This window comes from Aidingimonas lacisalsi (genome assembly GCF_008079445.1).
GTDB lineage: Bacteria > Pseudomonadota > Gammaproteobacteria > Pseudomonadales > Halomonadaceae > Aidingimonas > Aidingimonas lacisalsi.
Window position 1 is genome coordinate 421,466 of record NZ_VRYH01000004.1, and the last position, 17,754, is coordinate 439,219.

A 17,754-nucleotide genomic window follows, 5' to 3' on the forward strand; every position below is an offset into this window, starting at 1 on the left:
AGTGGCAACGGCATGCCGCTGCCCACCCGGAAACGACAGCGACATGTGAAGACGTCGACGAATGACACAGGCCGCGGCAAGCAACGCCGGTGCCATCGCCTCCCTTGTCAGGTGTTGAGCCGTATTGGCTTGTCATTGTTGTCGTGATCGATCGGCCTACTCCTTGACGCTTTCCACGAGCGCCATCTCTTCACTGGTCAGGAGCTTGTCGATATCGACGATGACCAACATGCGATCTTCCAGACTGCCCAGACCACTCAGGAAGTCGGAAGATAACGTGACGCCGAATTCCGGCGCCGGCTTGATCTGATCCGATGTCAACGTCATGACGTCGGACACCCCGTCAACCACGATGCCGACAATGCGTTCACCGACATTGACGACGATGACGACCGTCTGGCCTCCATATTCGACCTTGTCGAGATGGAACTTGATACGCAGATCAACGATCGGGACGATGACGCCACGCAGGTTGGTGACTCCCTTGATGAAATCGGGTGCATTGGCGATTCGTGTCACGTTCTCGTAACCACGAATTTCCTGCACTTTGAGAATATCGATGGCGTACTCTTCCTCGCCCAACGAGAACACCAGAAATTCTTGACTATGCGCCTCCACGGCGGCTGTGCTGGCGGAATCCAGAGTTGTCATGACTCGTCTACCTCCTTGAAAGGCACTGGCTGATTTGTGGCGCCCTGCTGAAGCTGACGCGCTTCTTTCTTGGTACGGCTGAGGCGATGCATGCCGGTGATATCAAGAATCAACGCAACACTGCCATCGCCGAGAATGGTCGCTGCGGATACCCCCGGCACTTTGCGATAATTGGTTTCCAGGTTCTTGACCACGACTTGCTGCTGACCGAGCAATTCATCAACCAACAAGGCGTAGCGACGCCCTTCACCTTGCACAATGACAGCGATACAGTCGGTCAAGTTGGTCTGCGCCTTGGGTACATCCATCACCTCGTTGACGGCGATTACCGGCAAGTACTCATCCCTGACCTTCATCAGGATATCGTCGCCGGCCATCGCATAGAGGTCTTCATCGCGTGGCTGCAGGGACTCGAGCACGGCATCGAGCGGTAGTATGAATATCTCGTTACCCACCTTGATCGACATGCCATCGAGAATGGCCAACGTCAGAGGCAACACGATACGCGTCGTCGTCCCCACTCCGGTTTCCGACTGAATCTCGACATGGCCACCCATGGCTTGAATGTTGCGTTTGACGACATCCATGCCGACACCACGGCCGGATACATCGCTGACCTGATCGGCGGTCGAAAACCCGGGGTCGAAAATCAGTTGCCAGACATCGTCATCACTCATGTTCTCCGACGCCGGCACCCCGTTTGCCTGGGCCTTGGCCAGAATCTTGTCGCGACTGAGGCCGGCACCATCATCGATCACCTCGATCAGGATATTGCCGCCCTGGTGCTGAGCAGACAGTGTCAACTGGCCAGCGCGTGACTTGCCGGCAGCCTCGCGTTTGTCCGGCGTTTCGATTCCGTGATCGAGACTGTTGCGTACCAGGTGGGTCAACGGGTCAATGATGCGCTCGGTCAGACTCTTGTCGAGCTCCGTGGACTCCCCTTGGGTCACGAGCTCGATATCCTTATCGAGCTTGGCGGCAAGATCACGCACCAGCCGAGGAAAACGACTGAAAACATAATCCATCGGTACCATGCGAATGGACATGACGGCTTCTTGCAGATCGCGGGCGTTGCGCTGTAGAAGGCTGACACCACTGTTCAATGAACTATTATTGACATCATCGAGTTCACTGACGGTCTGATCCAGCATCGACTGCGTAATGATCAGTTCGCCGACCAGATTGATGATCTGGTCGACTTTATCCACAGGCACACGAATCGAACTCGACTCGCTGGACTTGGCCTTGGTCTTGGCCTTGCCCTTGTCCGAAGCGGCCGCTTCCTCGGTTGGCTGAGTCGTTTGACGCGTAGCCTGTGTATCGTGCGCCGGCGCCTCGTCGGCTGCAGCCCTCTCTTGATCGTCGGAACTCGTCTCACTGACTGGCTGATCGGCAGTGACCGGGCCGGAACTCTGGCGAATCTCGACTTGATCATCATCGACGATGAAACACATCACCGCTTCGATATCGGCGGCACTGGCTGTCGTCGAGAGGGTGACTTCATAGCGGTCGTCATCCCCCGCTTGCGCAAGGATGTCGCCTAGCTGATCCAGTTCTTCGGTCAGCAGATTCCGGTTCTCACCATCAACGCCAAGCAAGGTCACCGTCAGAGAGGCTGCTTCTGCCGATGGTGCCTCGCGGCTTTCATCGTCAGCGGCGGCCTCCCCGCTCTCCTTGGCTACCGTAGCGGAGGCGGTATTCGGTGCAGATTCATTTTCCGGCTCGGTTGCCGAGGTGGTCGGGGCAAGCGTCGGTGCCTCACCGCCATCGACGCTCTTGCCCATCTCATCCAGGGCCAGTTGCTGCAATGTCTTGCAGATACGGTCAAAAGCCTCGGGATCCGGCTCCTCCCCGTTGCGATAGGCATTGAGCTGGTCATGCAACATATCTTTGGCTTCCAGAAAGGTATCAACGATATCGCGCCGCAGGGGCAATTCGCCTTGGCGTGTATGATCGAGCAGGTTTTCGAGCAAATGCGTCGTGTGTTGCAGCACATCGAAGCCAAAGGTCCCCGCCCCACCCTTGATCGAATGGGCTGCCCGAAAAATGGCATTGAGTTGTTCGTCATCCGGATCTTCGACATCCAGTTCAAGCAAGTGGCGCTCCATGTCGCCAAGAAGCTCTTCAGCTTCCTCGAAAAACGTGTCGTAAAAATCTGTGATATCCATGCGTGTTCCCACTCGTATTGTTGAAGGCAGTCACTGGACTATTCGCCGGTAGTCGCCTCACGCAACCCCTGTCTGAACTGTTGTATCGGCACCATGTTGATATCCGAACGCAGCGACTCGCCTGCCGGCGATGGCGGCAATCCGATCGTAGCGCCTGGATCGCCTTGAGACTGAATCCGCTCCTTGGCACGACGGTCCAGTACCAGAATCGCGATGCGGCGGTTGACGGGATCCCCCGGCTCACTCTCGGTCATAGGGACTCGATCCCCCAGGCCCGTGATACGCAACAACTTGTCAGGATCCAGCCCGCCACTGATCAATTCACGTCTGGAGGCATTGGCCCGATCGGATGAGAGCTCCCAATTACTGTAATTTTCTTGTCCGGATGCATACTGCAGGCTATCCGTATGACCGGTAATGCTGATCGGATTGGTCAGTTCATTAAGCAGTGGCGCAATCGTGCGAAGCAGGTCGCGCATATAGGGTTCCACCTGATCACTACCGAGCTCGAACATGGGACGCTGTTCAGAATCCACCAGTTGAATCCGCAATCCCTCGGGCGTCATGTCCAGACGCATCTGGTCTTTCAGATCACGCAACCGGGGATCCTCCTCGATGACCGATTCGAGTTGACTCTGCAGGTTCCTGAAGGTACGGCGCTCGTCACTGGGGCGTGTCTGGGAACGGCGGTCGATGCGCATCCTTTCCCCATCCTGGTGAGTTGGGTCCGGGCCACCGCCAGGAATGGCGCTATCACTGGCAGTGGTCTTGTCGCCTCCTGCCATGGCAGCGGATAGTGACGTATTGAAATACTCGGCAACGCCCTCCAACTCTTCCTCACTGGCGGTCGACAAAATCCACATCACCAGGAACAGTGCCATCAGAGCCGTCATGAAATCCGCCAGAGCGATCTTCCAACTGCCGCCGTGATGTCCTTTGACGACTTTTTTCCGTCGAATGATTATCGGGCGCTGACCCTCGCTCATGCTCCCTCCGTACCGGTGCCCTTGGAAGACCTGACGTGCTCTTCCAGCTCGGTGAAGGTTGGCCGTTCAGCGGTATGCAAGGCCTTACGGCCAAACTCCACTGCCAGTTGTGGTGCATAACCGTTCAGACTCGCCAGCAAGGTGACTCGGATACACTGAAGCATCTTGACCGCCTCGCCGACCTGACGGTCGATACGGCTCGACAATGGATTGACGAAACCGTACGCCAGCAAAATGCCCAGAAACGTCCCCACCAGGGCATGGGCGATCATGACCCCCATTTCGCTCGGCCCGGAATCGGCCGCGCTCAGCGCCTTGATCACGCCCATCACTGCCGCCACGATGCCAAAGGCCGGCAACCCATCCCCTACCTTGGCCAAGGCATCGGCCGGGATATGTGCTTCATGCTCGAACGCCTCGATCTCATGTTCCATCAACTCGTCGATCTGATGCGGATCCATGTTGCCGCTGATCATCAAGCGCAGGTAATCCGTCAGAAACCCCATGATCATGGGGTCCTGTTGAATTCTCGGATAATCGGAAAACAGCGCACTGTCGTCGGGATTGTCGATATCGCGTTCGATGGCCAGCATCCCGTCCCGGCGTGCCTTGGTCAGCAGCTTGTACTGCAAGGCCATCAATTCCATGTACGTTTCCTTGTCATACTTGGTCGTCCGCTTCAATTTGGACGCTGTACGCAAGGTGGCCTTGATGGCCTTGAAGTTGTTGGCGGCAATGAATGAGCCCACGGCAGCACCGACGATCATCAGAACCTCGGTAGGCTGATATAGCGGCCCAAGCTGCCCACCAGCCAGGGTGAAGCCGCCAAAGACGGAGACAATAACGATGATAAATCCGAGAGGTATCAGCACAACCGGCTTCCTTATCCATGACAATTTACAGCGACAAGCGCAGTGTCATAACTCATATCGGCAGGTCGCGTGAGCTCTTGAGGGTGGCGTCATAAAAAAGCAGCCACCGACATGGCTATCGGGCGAACGCGATTACCGACTCACCAATGCACAAGCACCCCACGCCCATAAACGTGAGGTGCTCGTTACCGGTTATCATTGGCGATCCTGCGTCGCGGAACTAGCGCATGGCGACGCGCGCACTGTTCATGACCGCGTCCGCCGCCGTTTGGCGTGACACTGTCTGCTTGCGCGTCTTGCCCGCTCGAGAAGGTGGCTGACAAATGCCACAAACGAAGTGCTTGGATGGGGTATAGGCGTGGGCCACATAATGGCCGCCGCAACTGTTGCACTCGATCAACTCGAGCATATCGCTTTCGAAGAAGCGTACCAACGTCCAGGCGCGTGTCAGCCCCAGAACGGGTTCCGCGTCATCAATAGCGATCTGCTCGAGATAGAGGCGAAACGCCTTGACAAAGCCTTCCATACGATCGCACTGCTGCTCTTCTGTCAGAGCACGATAAATGTTGTAAAACAACGACGAATGGATATTGGGCAGCCAGGTGATGAACCAATCAGTCGAAAACGGCAGCATGCCTTTGGGAGGTGACATGCCCCGGACCTCTTTGTAAAGCTTGATCAAGCGACCACGGCTCAATTCGGTCTCGGTTTCCAGGACTTGCAGACGAGCCCCCAGCTCGATCAGCTCGATGGCCATCTGCACCTGCTGCATCTCACTAACAAGACTTTTTTCCGCCACGACTCAACTCCCCTGAGCATGCAAGGCACCGGCCGAAGCCGAAGAGGCCATCAACAACGACGTATGAGTCTGGGATAGACCCTGCTCTCGTTGATTATGGGTCAACTTCATCAACTGCTCTGGCTCATCAAAACAGAGCCGACAGAGCAACTGATTGGTACGGGAAAGCTGACTGAGTTGCTTGACGGATAAAGAGGCGAGTAGGTCTGCCATTTGTTCGTCGATTTTCAGACGGAACATCGCTGTCGTCCGATCTTCGTTCAACATCCGCTGGACGAGCAGCAGATAAGACAGATTGATTTCCTGGATTTCATCCAGGATACCGTCATTTTGCATTGTAAACCCCTGCGTTTAATCGGGTTATCGACGTATAGCGTCTATTTTTTTATGAACCCTTCAGTGGATTAGCTTTAATGTAGTCCACGTTGTTATAAGGTCATTTTGAGACTTTTTTATGAAAGGTTTCAACATGCGGATGAGTAGTTATCTTTCATACTGACGTATGAGAAATATCCAGCAGATCCAACAACCCCTTTAATAACAGGAATTTGTGTACAACTTACAGAATTGAAAAGTATCAGAACAGTGACTGAAAGGTGTCGATCGATACATTTCCCTACAAAACGACACATCAATTAATGGGACTCGGTATACAAACATACCAGCGTCACCTTCAATGGGAACGGTCCTTCGCATCGATTTCACGCACCCAGACCAACAGCTCGGCAATGACCTGATAAAGTTTGGGGGGAATCCGTTCATCAATGTTCAGTTGCATCAACAATGCCACCAATTCAGGCGCATCGTGTACATAAATTCCCTGGCGCTTGGCTTCATCGACGATGCGTTCGGCCAGTTCACCATAGCCTTGTGCCAGCACGCGAGGCGCTTGATCGCCATCCTGATAGGCTAGCGCAACGGCCTGTCGACGACTCCCCCCCTGACGGTCACGCTCATCCCTCATTCTACGCCTCCTTCAGGCTCCGCCAGGGTGGTACGCAACAGCACTTCGTCGAACCCGCACGCTTCAAGCCGCGATCGCAGCCCCCCCTGTCCTGACTCCAGTGACCGGACGACATCCGGTGACGAACTTGCCAGTGTCATGGCCAGACGCTCACCGGCCAAACGCATCGACACTTTGAGTTCACCGAGATTGGGTAACCGCAAAGTGATATCGGAACGCCAGGGAGGGGCGTCATCACCGTCCTCCGAGGCCCCCTCCTCACCTTGACGGTGCCGCTGGTCCGTTGGCTCAGGCACGTGAATCATCAAGGCCATGAAAATGCCTGACCAGACATCACCTTCCCAACGCAACACCGGTGTCACCAGCATTTCCAACTGATGGCGTACCAAACCTTGCAACGCTTCATTGATCGGTTCTTGCAGAAGCCCCGAGCTACGCGACGATGTTTCCGGAATCACGACATCGCCAGGAGACCATGCCTGATGCGACTGGCCAGGTTGCCCACCTTGCCCCAGCGATGCTTGTCCTGATGCCATCGTCGATGGCGGTGCGGGTGACGCTGATGAAAAGACGGTTCCCGACGTTACCGATGCTCGCTCTCCGGCACCACTCGCCACTGCCTGCCCAGATGCCGCTGGTTCGAGTAACGGCAGCAGTCGCGTCAGCGTATTGGCATCCGGAGGCGTCAATGGCGCAGGTGGCGTAGCCTGCGCGGCATTGAGCGGGCGCAACGTCCCCAGCGCCGCAAAATCACCGGGCGAGGGTCGCTGCGTCTGAGTCGTCAGCATCTGAGGCTCACGTTCCAGAGCCTGTCGAGAGAGCCCGCCGCGAAACCAGCGCCCGAGATGCGACTCGTAGAAAAGCCCGCTTTCGTTGATACTCGCTTGCAGTGTCGAAGCCACTTGGCTAGCGGGCGCAGACTCATTGCCTGACACCATCAAGGGTGCCGACTGCATCAACACCGAAGGAGGCGCGGGAAATTTGAACAGTATATCGGCAATGGACCTTGCCGCCGGGCTGAACTGAGTCGTTGTCGAGGCTAGCGGCAGTTCAGGCTGAGACTGTGTTCGCCCCTGAGGGGTCTCTCGGGTCGGGACTCCCGTCAACGGTGCAAGCTGCGATTGACGTGTGTCCAGACGCGAGTCGCTGTGCAGCGCACGGGGCGCCTCAGTGGGATTCATGGGCTGAACGGGTTCGTTCAGCACCTTTGGCGGGGGGGTATCGGCACGCTTACCCAACACCTGGTGGAGAAGCGTGTCGAGTATCGGTGTGATACCGCTCACGGCACCACCTAACGTCGATCAGCGGAACGATAGGCTCGGTGCAGATCGCGTTGGCGACGCGCTGTACCGATCAACTCGCCTAACTCATCACGCCGATTCAGCAACCGCCGGCGTATTTCCATATCCTGCTCGAGAATCTGCTCCAACAGGCTCTCTTTGCGAGCCTGTTGCTCGCCATTCAATGCTTCCTGTCCTTCCAGGCGTGACACACGTTCGATATCGATGACGTACTGAGACTCCTCCTCGATCAGAGCTTCCCAGTCCTCCTCACGCGCCTGTGTCAACATCCGCGATGAACGCTCGAGCAGACTCTCATAGACGGACAGCAGCGCCTCTTGCGGAGGGAGTTCGGAAGTGGCATGGAGCGATGACTTTTGCATGAATCAGTTTCCGTGTGCCTGGGGCCCGACTTCACGCCAGGCAGAACCGATATCGTCGAGCAAACGGATAGCCTCATCGAGCCGTTGCTGATCGTTATGCAAGTTGGCTTGCAACAATATCCTCGCCACATAATCGTACAACGCATCGAGATTCTCGGCTATCTCGCCACCTTTTTCACCATCCAGAACGGCGCGCAGACCATTGTTGACGATGTCCAGCGCTTTGGAAATCGACTTGCCCTTTTCCTGGTAATTACCATTGTCCATATGCAACTTCGCTGCACGAATGGACGCCAAGGCGCCATCGAACAGCATGACGATCAACTGATGCGGGCTCGCTGACATGACCCCACTTTCGACACCAACGCGAGCATAAGCTCCCGCACCTCGCGCATAGGCTGCGCCACCCCGTGCAGCTGTCACTGCCATTTCGTTTCTCCTGATCTGAATGATGGAAACGGAAACCGCCTTCCATTGCCAGATGTACTCATCGCGAACCGATGTACGAGTTTCGGACCTGAAACCATTACATCAGGCTACTCATGCCGCCACTACCACCACCGAGCTGTTGTGAGAGATAGGAACTCATGGAGTTCATCTCAGCCACCATGCTATCCATCTGAGAGAACTGCTCCTGATAGCGCGCCATGGTGTTATCGATATTGCGCTGAACGCTCTCATAGCGATCGTCAAGCCCGTCGGTACGCGTATTGAGCCCCTCAACTGCGGTTTCCAGGCTGCCATCGGTGCCCGTCACCGCTTCCAACTGAGCATCCAGCATCCCCGCCAGACCGCCTTCGGCGTCACTGCCGGCAAAGAAATCCACCAACGTGCCCTGATCCGTTGCCACGACGTCATCGAGGGTTTCCTCATCAATGCTGAGCCGCCCGTCGACCTCCAGACTGATGCCGACATCGGAAAGCAGCGTCAGTTGCCCGTCGTCACCTTCGACACCCTCGCCCAACGCACTACGCAGTTGGCTCTGTATGCCACGCAGGGTGGAATCGCCCATCAATTCCGCGGCCTCACCGGACTCCGAATCGAAGGCCGTCAAGTCGGCCATGGTGTCCTGCAACGCATTATAGTCGTCGACGAAACTGGTCACCGCATCCTTGATTGCACCGGTGTCCTGTTCGACCGTGACACGGGAATCACCGGTCTCGTTGAGGTCCAGTGTCACACCTTGCAGCGCACCTTCCACGGTATTCGACTGACTCTCGATCGCCACGCCATTGACCGACAACTGCGCATTCTGGGCTGTTTGCTCGGTCGCAGCATCTGTTGCCAAACCGCTGGCCCCCAGATCACCGGTAAACGTCACCGAGTCGATGGCCGCCTCCGTACCTGACTCGACGGACGACAGGGCCAGGCGATAGCCGGTACCATCATTGATTACCGAAGCACTGACACCGCTTTCCGAGTCATTGATCGCATCGCGAATCGATTCGAGCGAACTGTCTTCCTGGGTAATATCCACGCTCGTCGTAGTGCCATCGGCGAGAGTGATGTCGACCGTTCCCGCGCCCTGTTCCGCCGCAGTATCGTCGACTCTTGTCGTTGCTATGCTGCTGGCTTGCGCCAACTGAGTGACCGAGACACCATACTCGCCCGGCACCGCATCGGAATCAGCCGCAACGTCGATTGCCGATCCTGTGGCCTCACTGGTAACGCTTTGAAACGTCTCGGGCTCATTGAGCGTCGACAATGACGATTGGAACTTCGAAAGTGCACTATCCAGCTCGCCATAGGCTGAAATCTTGGCGTCGTAACTTGCCTGCTGATTCTCGATCGGTTGGAGCTTTTCCTCTTCGGCCGAACGCAATTGATCCAGCAAGCCGTTAAGGTCCAACCCTGACCCGACACCGAGCGATTGTATCGTCGCCATATCCGTCCCCTTTGACGCTGTGTCCTTTTTACCAGCACGACGCCGAAGTGACGTCTCGAATAGGCTGGTATTCCACGGTTATTTCTTCTTATCGACAGAAAAGCGCCAGACTTTAGACCGCCGACCGTTTTTTTGGCAGCGACGGAAATGCCCGGCACGCGACCGGGCATCCAGTAACCTCCGCAGGCACGGGTCTCCTACCCCGGCGACAGACCTCGCAGCCGCTCGCTGCGCCGACGCAACAACTCCAACGTCGTCAGCAGCAGAATCGACAACAACACCAGTAGCGTCGCTACCGCCAGGATGGTCGGACTGATCTCCTCGCGGATCCCCGACCACATCTGGAGCGGCATGGTTCGCTGCCCCGGCCCCGCCACGAACAGAACCACGACGACTTCATCGAACGAGGTAATGAACGCAAACAAGGCTCCCGACACCACACCCGGAGTGACCAACGGCAAGACCACCTTGAAAAACGTTCTGGAGGGGCTGGCCCCTAGGCTGTGTGCTGCCTTGATCAAGGTGGTATCGAAGCTCGACAACGTCGCCGTTACCGTAATCACGACGAACGGAATGCCCAGCACGGTATGCGCCAGGATCACCCCAAGATACGTCTGAGCCAGGTGTACCTTGGAAAAGAAGAAGAACATGGCCGCTGCCGAAATGATCAATGGCACGATCATCGGCGAAATCAACAATGCCATCACGACGCTACGGGCCGGCATGTGACGGCTCGTCAGCCCTAGTGCTGCCGTCGTTCCCAGGACAGTAGCCAGCAGAGTCGAACAGATACCGACGATGAAGCTGTTCTTGATCGAGTTCAGCCATCTCGACGAGGTAAAGAAGTCCTCGTACCAGCGCAGGGAATAACCGGCAGGATCGAAACTCAACATCTCCCTGGTAAAGGTGAAATAGGGCTCGGCATTGAACGATAATGGAATGATGACCAGCAACGGACCGATGAGGAACAGGAAAATGAGTGTGCATAGTCCCCGAAACGCATAGTGCCAAAGTCGTTCGCCTCGGGTTGCATAGGAAGGAATCGCCATTTCATCACCCCAATTTGACTTTATCGACGCCAATCAGGCGATTGAATACCAGGTAGAAGATGATCACCACGAACAACAGAATCGACGCAATCGCGGCTGCCAGGCCCCAATTGAGCGACGTCTGCATATGGTAAGCAATGTAATTGGTGATGAAGCGGCCGGATTGCCCTCCCACCAGTGCCGGCGTGATGTAATAGCCGATCGAGAGAATGAATACCAGAATGCCGCCAGCGGCAATGCCGGGGATCGTCAGCGGGAAATAGACGCGCCGGAACGACAGGAACGGCTTGCCACCGAGCGAGCGGGCCGCATGCATGTAACTCGAGGGTATCGTCTTCATTACCGAATACAGCGGCAGGATCATGAACGGCAGCAGGATATGCGTCATGGCGATGATGGTCCCGAGCTTGTTATGAATCATTTGCCAGCGCGCATCGTCGGCAATGACCCCTAGCGCAACCATCATGTCATTCAGTACTCCCTGAGACTGCAGGATGGCAATCCAGGTAGTGGTGCGTACCAGTAGCGATGTCCAGAATGGCAGCAGCACCAGAATCATCAGCAAGTTCGACTTGCGCAGAGGCAAATTCGCCAACAGATAGGCGATCGGAAAGCCCAGGACCAATGTCAGCAACGTGATGACGCCACTCATCCAGAAGGTACGCCAGAAAAGTGCTTGGTAAATTTTCTGATTATCGGCAACATCGACGATCGCTCCTTCCGGAGAGAGTTTCATGTCGACCGCTGCGAGATAATACGACATCGTGTACGGGCTGGATTCGCGCTTGATGAGCCGCCAGGTTTCCAGCTGCCCCCAGGCCTCATGGGCCTCCAGCAGGCCCTCCTTGTAAGGGGGCTCCATGGTGCGGCTGGCCATGCCACTGCGCATGATGGCCGAGCGCATACCCGACTGTTCATAATTCAAACGGCTCGACAGACGCCCTATCGCACGATTTTCATGCCCCTCGGCCAGATCAGTGGCCAACGCGGCGTAGGTCGATTCATCGGGCAACTCACCGGATTGTGAGTCCCAGTCTTCCAGGGCCGCCACCGTACGTGACAAATGAGTTGGAACCTCTGGATTCGCGACGCTTCGCGACAACATGTCGAAAATCGGCATGACGAACGCGATCCCCAAGAACAACAACAAGGGCGCAACCAACAGCAACGCCTTGAATCGTGAGCGGCGCACCGCTCGACGCAGACTGACTTTCAACGGCACGCCATCGGCCGTCGTCAATACACCGGACGAGGTGGATTCAGACACGCAGAACCTCCGTGACGGGAACGGACAAACGGCATGAGGTGCCCCGAACAGCGCACCCCACACCGATCCTCAAACGATTATTGTGCCAACCAGGCGTTGAAGCGCCGCGTCAGTTCATCGTTATTGTCCGCCCAGAACGGATCGTTCTTGGGGATGGCCGTTTCGAAGTTGGCCGGATAGGTCGGCATGTGCGTTTCCATCTCGATACCGGTTTCCGCATGCGTGGAGACCAGTGCGTTGGAGGACTCGCGTGCCGGCCCATAGGAGATATACTTCGCCTGGTCGGCGAGGCGTTGCGTATCGGTTGCCCAATACAGGAAATCCTCGACCTTGTCGAGTTTGCCTGCAGGCACCACCCAGCCGTCGAGTTCGAATACCTGGGCGTCCCAGATGATTTCGAACGGCTGATCCTCGCTCACCATGGCATTGAAGATGCGACCGTTGTATGCCGAACCGAAGGCCACTTCCTGATCGGCGAGCAACTGGGGTGGCTGCGACCCTTCCTCCCACCAGATCACTTCATCCTTGATCGTATCCAGCTTGTCGAACGCTCGCTGAACGCCTTCTTCGGTCTCGAGTACATCGTAGACATCCTCCGGCGCCACGCCATCGGCAACCAACGCCCACTCGAGATTATTGATCGGCTTGCGAATCAGGGCCCGCTTGCCGGGATAATTCTCCAGATCGAACACATCCTCGATGGAATCGGGCTGGTCATCCTCGGGGAACATTTCCGTGTTGAACGCCACGATGTTGGAGTAGACGATCTGGGGTATGAAACACTCGGACAATGACCCTTCGACGAAATCCTCACTCGGCGGGGTACCATCGGGGGCATCGGCAAGCATGGCATCATGATCGATCGGCTCCAGCAGCCCCTCGGCACAAGCGATCATGGCATCGGCCGGCAGCATGTCGACCAGATCCCAGGTCACGTTACCGGCCTCGAACTGGGACCGAAGACCGGCCAAGGCGTTACCACTACGATCGATGTTGATGATCTCGTCTCCGGTCTTCTCCATCCATGGATCATGATAGGCCTTTTGCTGACTCATGCTATACGCCCCACCCCAGGAGACGACATTCAGCTCTTCAGCCTGCACGATCGCCGCCATACCCAGCACGGAGACACCGGAGCAGGCCAGAATCGCATGGTGTAGCATCGATTTCTTGAACATGTCAGTTTCCCTTTCCATTGTTGTTGTCGATCTAGTCGGCTTCTTCTCGTTGTCACGCATCCAGGGCGTGACAGTCACCACTCGCCCAACCCACCTCGATCTCTTGACCGGGCCGCAAGGCGTAATGTCCTTCCGCATTCGGCGTCTTGATGATGAACTCTTCGTTACCACAAACCGCGATACGCGTGCGCAAGTGATCGCCGAGATAGATCACTTCCTGCACCTTGGCGGAAAATCGGTTATCCAGCGCATCGCCACGTGGATCGCTGGCACCGTGCAATACGGTGACCCGTTCCGGACGCAACGACAGAGTCGTACGTGAACCGATGCCCCCGACCGCAACCGGCTTGGCCAAGACGGTGTCTCCACCGTCGAGCCGTACCTTGCACTGCTCTCCCAGGCGCTCGATGACGTCACCGACCAAGCGATTGTTTTCGCCGATGAAATAGGCCACGAACGCGTTGGCCGGCGACTCATAAAGTGTCTGAGGATCTGCCAGCTGCTGAACCACACCATCGTTGAACACGGCGATGCGATCGGACATGGTCAATGCTTCACTCTGGTCGTGGGTGACATAGATCATGGTCACCCCGAGGCTGGCATGAATGCGCTTGATTTCGTACTGCATCTCTTCACGCAGATTCTTGTCCAGGGCGCCTAGCGGCTCATCCATCAATACCAGCTCCGGCTCAAAGACCAGAGCGCGCGCCAGCGCCACACGCTGCTGCTGGCCACCCGAAAGTTGGGCGGGCCGGCGGTCACCAAAGTCTTCGAGACGAACCATGGAGAGAGCCCGTTCGACATTGTCCTTGATCTGCTCTTTCGTGAAGTGCCGGACTTCCAGGGGAAACGCGAGGTTCTCCGCCACGGTCATGTGAGGAAAGAGGGCATAGTTCTGGAAAACCATGCCGATGCCTCGCTTATGGGGAGGCAAGTCATTGATCGGTTGCCCCTTGAGCAGGATCTTACCGTGCGTCGGCGTTTCAAACCCGGCCATCATCATCAAGCACGTGGTTTTACCTGACCCGGAAGGACCCAACAGGGTGATGAACTCTCCCTTGTTGATATCGAGATTGAAAGCCTTGACCACTAACTCGACGCCATCGTAACTCTTCTGGACATTGACGAACCGAGCAAAGCAATCGTCTTGTTCATTGGTGGGGCGTTCAACGTCGGCAAGTTCAGGGTCGACCTCGCCGATAGGAGCACTATTATCCGTCATTCAGTCATCCTGAGTGTGGTCGTTATCATTGTGTTACACACTTGTTTGACTAAGACCATAGTGCGTCCATAGCCATCATCACAACCCAGGTTCAGGACATTTATCGTTGAAGCCGGTAGCTGTATTGCATCGCAATATTGGCTATGGGAGGCAAGTCCGAAATCGCCGCCGGCTCTGGCCAAATCCCGCGCTTTATGCGAATGTAACCAGCCAATCGGTGGATACGGAGATCGCATGGATTCAGACTCTCGCATCAAGGAATACCGCCGCTGGCTCATTTACCAGCGTCAGGAACAACTCGGCCGTGAACATCGCGGCGCCAGTGAGAAGCTGATCAATGCAGGCGTTACCGCGCAAGGCGTCACCGATGCCTACCGCAGCATGGCGGACAAAGGTGCCAATGAAGGCGCCTGCTATCGCACGCTGTTTCTGCGTGAATACCCGGAGAACGAGCTACTGGCCTGCGAAGGCTGGCTGTTCGTACGCCGTGTCCTGTCGGAAGGAGGCTCGACCCGCGTCCGCGCCACCCTGCTGGAAACGTTTTCGCTGGATAATGGCCTCATCAACCCGGGTGAGCACCCCGCCGAGAAGGTCACGCTGGAAATATTCGATCAGGTTCAGGTCGGCAGTAGCCTATCCACCAGTAGCCGCGTAGACCGCATCGATACCGGCGGCGACACGCGCTTCATCACGTTCCTTGACGCCGTTCGCGGCGATCTTCAGCCCTACATGAAGTAAAAGGCCACCATGCCCGGTTTCGTCCTGCTGATGGTATTGGTCGGGCTCAATCTGCGCCCGGCCCTATCTTCCCTCTCCCCCGTACTCAACCGCATCCAGGACGACACTGCCCTGACGGCGTTGGGGGCTGGGGCCTTGACCACGCTGCCGGTACTCTGCCTGGGGTTTTTTGCGCCTACCGCTCCCTGGCTGGCCAAACGTCTGGGCCCGGAAAGGACCTTATCGTTCGCACTGGCGATATTGGCCATTGCTCTCTTCATGCGTGGTGGCGACAGCCTCATTTTCCTATATAGCGGCACCGTACTTGCCGGGGCGTCGATCGGCGTCTGCGGTACCCTGTTACCGGCACTGGTCAAGCGTGAGCTGCCCAAAGGGGCCGATGTCATGACCGGTGTATACACCATGGCACTGTGCCTGGGTGGGGCCCTGGGGGCCGGGTTAAGCATACCGTTATCGGATTGGTTGGGAAGTTGGCAACGCAGTCTTGCAAGCTGGTCCCTGATCGCCCTGCTTGCCCTGATTGCCTGGTGGCGCATGATGCCTCAGCAGCGCCCTGAAGCACCAGCCACCACGAACGAGGCTCCCCGATTGTCGTTATGGCGACACCCCCTTGCCTGGCAGGTTACAGGCCTCATGGGTGCTCAATCATCACTGGCCTATATCGTTTTCGGTTGGCTGCCGGTGCTGATGCAGCGACGCGGCCTGGGTGAAGCAGAAGCCGGCTCACTGCTGGCCATTTCCGTCATGGTGCAACTCATCGCCGCCCTGGGGACTCCCTGGCTGGCCAGACTGGGGCGAGATCAGCGACCGGCGATACTCCTGGCAATCGCCGCCAGTCTAACGGGCCTGCTTCTCCTGCTGTTGGGTCCACTGGAGTGGCGCTGGTGGGGAATCATCGCACTGGGGTTGGGCCAGGGCGGCAGCTTCAGCATGGCGTTGACGCTCATCGCCCTACGAAGCGGCACCTCACGTATCGCCGGCAAACTCTCGAGCATGGCGCAAGGCATCGGATACTGCCTGGCCGCCATGGGCCCCCTGGCCATTGGTATCATGCTCGATATCGGCGCCGGGTTGAACACGATCAGTGCCATTCTGGTCGCCATTGCCTTTCTGGCTATCGGTTGTGCCCTGTTCGCAGGACGCAATCGACGACTGGAAGTCGATGGCAATGGTCTACTCACGATGAAATAATGTCGTCTTCCGCTGACATCAAACGCCATGGCAGGCGTTCACCCGCCAACATGGGGATGATCGCCTGGTCGCCATCGCCGTACGGAAACGACGGTGGCATCATCCATTCGCTTTTCGCCAGCGTAATGCGATCCGCATTGCGAGGCAGGCCATAAAAGTCAGGGCCGAAATGACTGGCAAAGCCCTCCAGCCGATCCAGCGCCCCTGCCTCTTCGAACGCCATGGCATAAAGCTCGATCGCGGCCGGTGCCGTGAATGCCCCGGCGCAACCGCATGCCGACTCCTTGTCCCCCTGTGCGTGTGGTGCACTATCCGTGCCCAGGAAGAACTTGGGATTACCGGAGGTCGCCGCCTCCAGCAAGGCATCGCGGTGTGACGCCCGTTTGAGGATTGGCAGGCAATAGTAGTGAGGGCGAATACCTCCCACCAGCATATGATTGCGATGAAACAAGAGGTGATGGGCCGTGATGGTGGCCGCAACCGTATCCGGAGCCTGAGTCACGAACTCCACGGCATCACGCGTGGTAATATGCTCGAAGACGACCTTGAGCGATGGATGACGTTCAAGCAACGGTGACATCACCTCATCGATGAAGATCGCCTCACGATCGAAGATGTCGATCGACGAGCGCGTCACCTCTCCATGCACCAAAAGCGGCATGCCGAGCCTGGCCAACGCCTGAATCGCCGCATCGCAACGGCCGATGTCGGTCACCCCGGATGCCGAATTCGTCGTCGCACCGGCTGGATACAGTTTCACCGCCTGAATCACACCACTCGCTTTTGCAGCCTCTATCTCCTCGACCGTGGTGTCATCGGTCAGATACAGCGTCATCAACGGCTCGAAACCACTGTCTTCCGGTAGCGCCGCCAGGATACGCTCACGATAGGCCAGCGCCTGTGCCGTCGTCGTTACCGGCGGTTTCAGATTGGGCATGATAATGGCACGGCCGAACTGACGCGCGGAATACGCCAGCACCGCACGCATCGGTGCCTCGTCACGCACATGGAGGTGCCAGTCATCAGGCCGGGTCAGAGTGAGTCGATTCATAACAGCGATGGTGCCCTCATTGCAGCAATATCATCGGCGGCACTATACCTGAAACATCCAGCGATTACCC

General features: G+C 56.9%; 18 protein-coding genes. 2 read left to right on the plus strand and 16 right to left on the minus strand.

The features are described 5' to 3' along the window. Positions 1-156: 156 nt before the first annotated feature. The 15 genes from cheW to FVV99_RS11110 form a co-directional block, all read right to left on the minus strand. The gene (gene cheW / locus FVV99_RS11040; RefSeq protein WP_148254122.1) at positions 157-651 is read right to left on the minus strand and encodes a chemotaxis protein CheW; all 495 of its coding nucleotides are present in this window, start codon (positions 649-651) and stop codon (positions 157-159) included. Further along, the gene (gene cheA, locus FVV99_RS11045) at positions 648-2,819 is read right to left on the minus strand and encodes a chemotaxis protein CheA (protein ID WP_148254123.1); all 2,172 of its coding nucleotides are present in this window, start codon (positions 2,817-2,819) and stop codon (positions 648-650) included. Before cheA ends, cheW begins: the two co-directional genes overlap by 4 nt. Positions 2,820-2,857: 38 nt before the next feature. Continuing rightward, complete coding sequence (gene motB / locus FVV99_RS11050) at positions 2,858-3,805, minus strand: flagellar motor protein MotB (RefSeq protein ID WP_148254124.1); 948 nt, start codon at positions 3,803-3,805, stop codon at positions 2,858-2,860. After that, positions 3,802-4,677: a flagellar motor stator protein MotA gene (gene motA / locus FVV99_RS11055; RefSeq protein WP_148254125.1), complete on the minus strand. Its 876-nt coding sequence runs from the start codon at positions 4,675-4,677 to the stop codon at positions 3,802-3,804. Before motA ends, motB begins: the two co-directional genes overlap by 4 nt. Positions 4,678-4,897: 220 nt before the next feature. Beyond that, positions 4,898-5,476 carry a flagellar transcriptional regulator FlhC gene (flhC, locus tag FVV99_RS11060; protein WP_148254126.1) on the minus strand — a complete coding sequence of 193 codons (579 nt, stop codon included), beginning with the start codon at positions 5,474-5,476 and terminating at the stop codon, positions 4,898-4,900. 3 nt (positions 5,477-5,479) lie between these two features. After that, positions 5,480-5,812, minus strand: a complete 333-nt coding sequence (flhD, locus tag FVV99_RS11065) for a flagellar transcriptional regulator FlhD (protein ID WP_148254127.1) — start codon at positions 5,810-5,812, stop codon at positions 5,480-5,482. Positions 5,813-6,149: 337 nt separating this feature from the next. Then, positions 6,150-6,440: an EscU/YscU/HrcU family type III secretion system export apparatus switch protein gene (locus FVV99_RS11070; protein ID WP_148254128.1), complete on the minus strand. Its 291-nt coding sequence runs from the start codon at positions 6,438-6,440 to the stop codon at positions 6,150-6,152. Next, complete coding sequence (gene fliK, locus FVV99_RS11075) at positions 6,437-7,723, minus strand: flagellar hook-length control protein FliK (RefSeq protein WP_148254129.1); 1,287 nt, start codon at positions 7,721-7,723, stop codon at positions 6,437-6,439. Before fliK ends, FVV99_RS11070 begins: the two co-directional genes overlap by 4 nt. A gap of 8 nt (positions 7,724-7,731) precedes the next feature. Beyond that, a complete protein-coding gene (fliT, locus tag FVV99_RS11080) occupies positions 7,732-8,103 on the minus strand; it encodes a flagellar protein FliT (protein ID WP_148254130.1) in 372 nt (123 codons plus the stop codon). A 3-nt stretch (positions 8,104-8,106) separates the two neighbouring features. Beyond that, positions 8,107-8,526, minus strand: coding sequence for a flagellar export chaperone FliS (gene fliS / locus FVV99_RS11085; RefSeq protein ID WP_148254207.1), 420 nt, complete (start codon positions 8,524-8,526; stop codon positions 8,107-8,109). Between the two features lie 103 nt (positions 8,527-8,629). Further along, positions 8,630-9,988, minus strand: coding sequence for a flagellar filament capping protein FliD (fliD, locus tag FVV99_RS11090; protein ID WP_148254131.1), 1,359 nt, complete (start codon positions 9,986-9,988; stop codon positions 8,630-8,632). A 197-nt stretch (positions 9,989-10,185) separates the two neighbouring features. Then, complete coding sequence (locus FVV99_RS11095) at positions 10,186-11,037, minus strand: ABC transporter permease (RefSeq protein WP_148254132.1); 852 nt, start codon at positions 11,035-11,037, stop codon at positions 10,186-10,188. Positions 11,038-11,041: 4 nt separating this feature from the next. Next, positions 11,042-12,304, minus strand: a complete 1,263-nt coding sequence (locus FVV99_RS11100; RefSeq protein ID WP_236645379.1) for an ABC transporter permease — start codon at positions 12,302-12,304, stop codon at positions 11,042-11,044. A 77-nt stretch (positions 12,305-12,381) separates the two neighbouring features. Further along, positions 12,382-13,482 (minus strand): extracellular solute-binding protein, encoded by a 1,101-nt coding sequence (locus tag FVV99_RS11105; RefSeq protein ID WP_148254133.1) that lies wholly within the window; start codon positions 13,480-13,482, stop codon positions 12,382-12,384. Positions 13,483-13,534: 52 nt separating this feature from the next. After that, positions 13,535-14,704 (minus strand): ABC transporter ATP-binding protein, encoded by a 1,170-nt coding sequence (locus FVV99_RS11110; protein WP_148254134.1) that lies wholly within the window; start codon positions 14,702-14,704, stop codon positions 13,535-13,537. Between the two features lie 234 nt (positions 14,705-14,938). Here FVV99_RS11110 and FVV99_RS11115 point away from each other — a divergent pair, with 234 nt between their 5' ends. Continuing rightward, entirely contained in the window at positions 14,939-15,442 is a 504-nt protein-coding gene (locus tag FVV99_RS11115; protein ID WP_148254135.1) for a hypothetical protein, read from the plus strand. Positions 15,443-15,451: 9 nt separating this feature from the next. After that, complete coding sequence (locus FVV99_RS11120; protein WP_236645380.1) at positions 15,452-16,633, plus strand: CynX/NimT family MFS transporter; 1,182 nt, start codon at positions 15,452-15,454, stop codon at positions 16,631-16,633. Here FVV99_RS11120 and pyrC read toward each other — a convergent pair. After that, positions 16,620-17,684: a dihydroorotase gene (gene pyrC / locus FVV99_RS11125; protein WP_148254136.1), complete on the minus strand. Its 1,065-nt coding sequence runs from the start codon at positions 17,682-17,684 to the stop codon at positions 16,620-16,622. The two genes, FVV99_RS11120 and pyrC, sit on opposite strands and share 14 nt — an antisense overlap. Positions 17,685-17,754 lie beyond the last annotated feature (70 nt).

Excerpts from the sequence above, each read along its gene's own strand:
- FVV99_RS11105 (WP_148254133.1), bottom strand. The coding sequence starts at position 13,482 with ATGTTCAAGAAATCGATGCTACACCATGCGATTCTGGCCTGCTCCGGT.
- motB (WP_148254124.1), bottom strand. The coding sequence starts at position 3,805 with ATGAGCGAGGGTCAGCGCCCGATAATCATTCGACGGAAAAAAGTCGTC.
- fliD (WP_148254131.1), bottom strand. The coding sequence starts at position 9,988 with ATGGCGACGATACAATCGCTCGGTGTCGGGTCAGGGTTGGACCTTAAC.
- flhD (WP_148254127.1), bottom strand. The coding sequence starts at position 5,812 with ATGCAAAATGACGGTATCCTGGATGAAATCCAGGAAATCAATCTGTCT.
- cheA (WP_148254123.1), bottom strand. The coding sequence starts at position 2,819 with ATGGATATCACAGATTTTTACGACACGTTTTTCGAGGAAGCTGAAGAG.
- cheW (WP_148254122.1), bottom strand. The coding sequence starts at position 651 with ATGACAACTCTGGATTCCGCCAGCACAGCCGCCGTGGAGGCGCATAGT.
- FVV99_RS11070 (WP_148254128.1), bottom strand. The coding sequence starts at position 6,440 with ATGAGGGATGAGCGTGACCGTCAGGGGGGGAGTCGTCGACAGGCCGTT.
- FVV99_RS11120 (WP_236645380.1), top strand. The coding sequence starts at position 15,452 with ATGCCCGGTTTCGTCCTGCTGATGGTATTGGTCGGGCTCAATCTGCGC.
- FVV99_RS11095 (WP_148254132.1), bottom strand. The coding sequence starts at position 11,037 with ATGGCGATTCCTTCCTATGCAACCCGAGGCGAACGACTTTGGCACTAT.
- FVV99_RS11110 (WP_148254134.1), bottom strand. The coding sequence starts at position 14,704 with ATGACGGATAATAGTGCTCCTATCGGCGAGGTCGACCCTGAACTTGCC.
- pyrC (WP_148254136.1), bottom strand. The coding sequence starts at position 17,684 with ATGAATCGACTCACTCTGACCCGGCCTGATGACTGGCACCTCCATGTG.
- FVV99_RS11115 (WP_148254135.1), top strand. The coding sequence starts at position 14,939 with ATGGATTCAGACTCTCGCATCAAGGAATACCGCCGCTGGCTCATTTAC.
- fliT (WP_148254130.1), bottom strand. The coding sequence starts at position 8,103 with ATGCAAAAGTCATCGCTCCATGCCACTTCCGAACTCCCTCCGCAAGAG.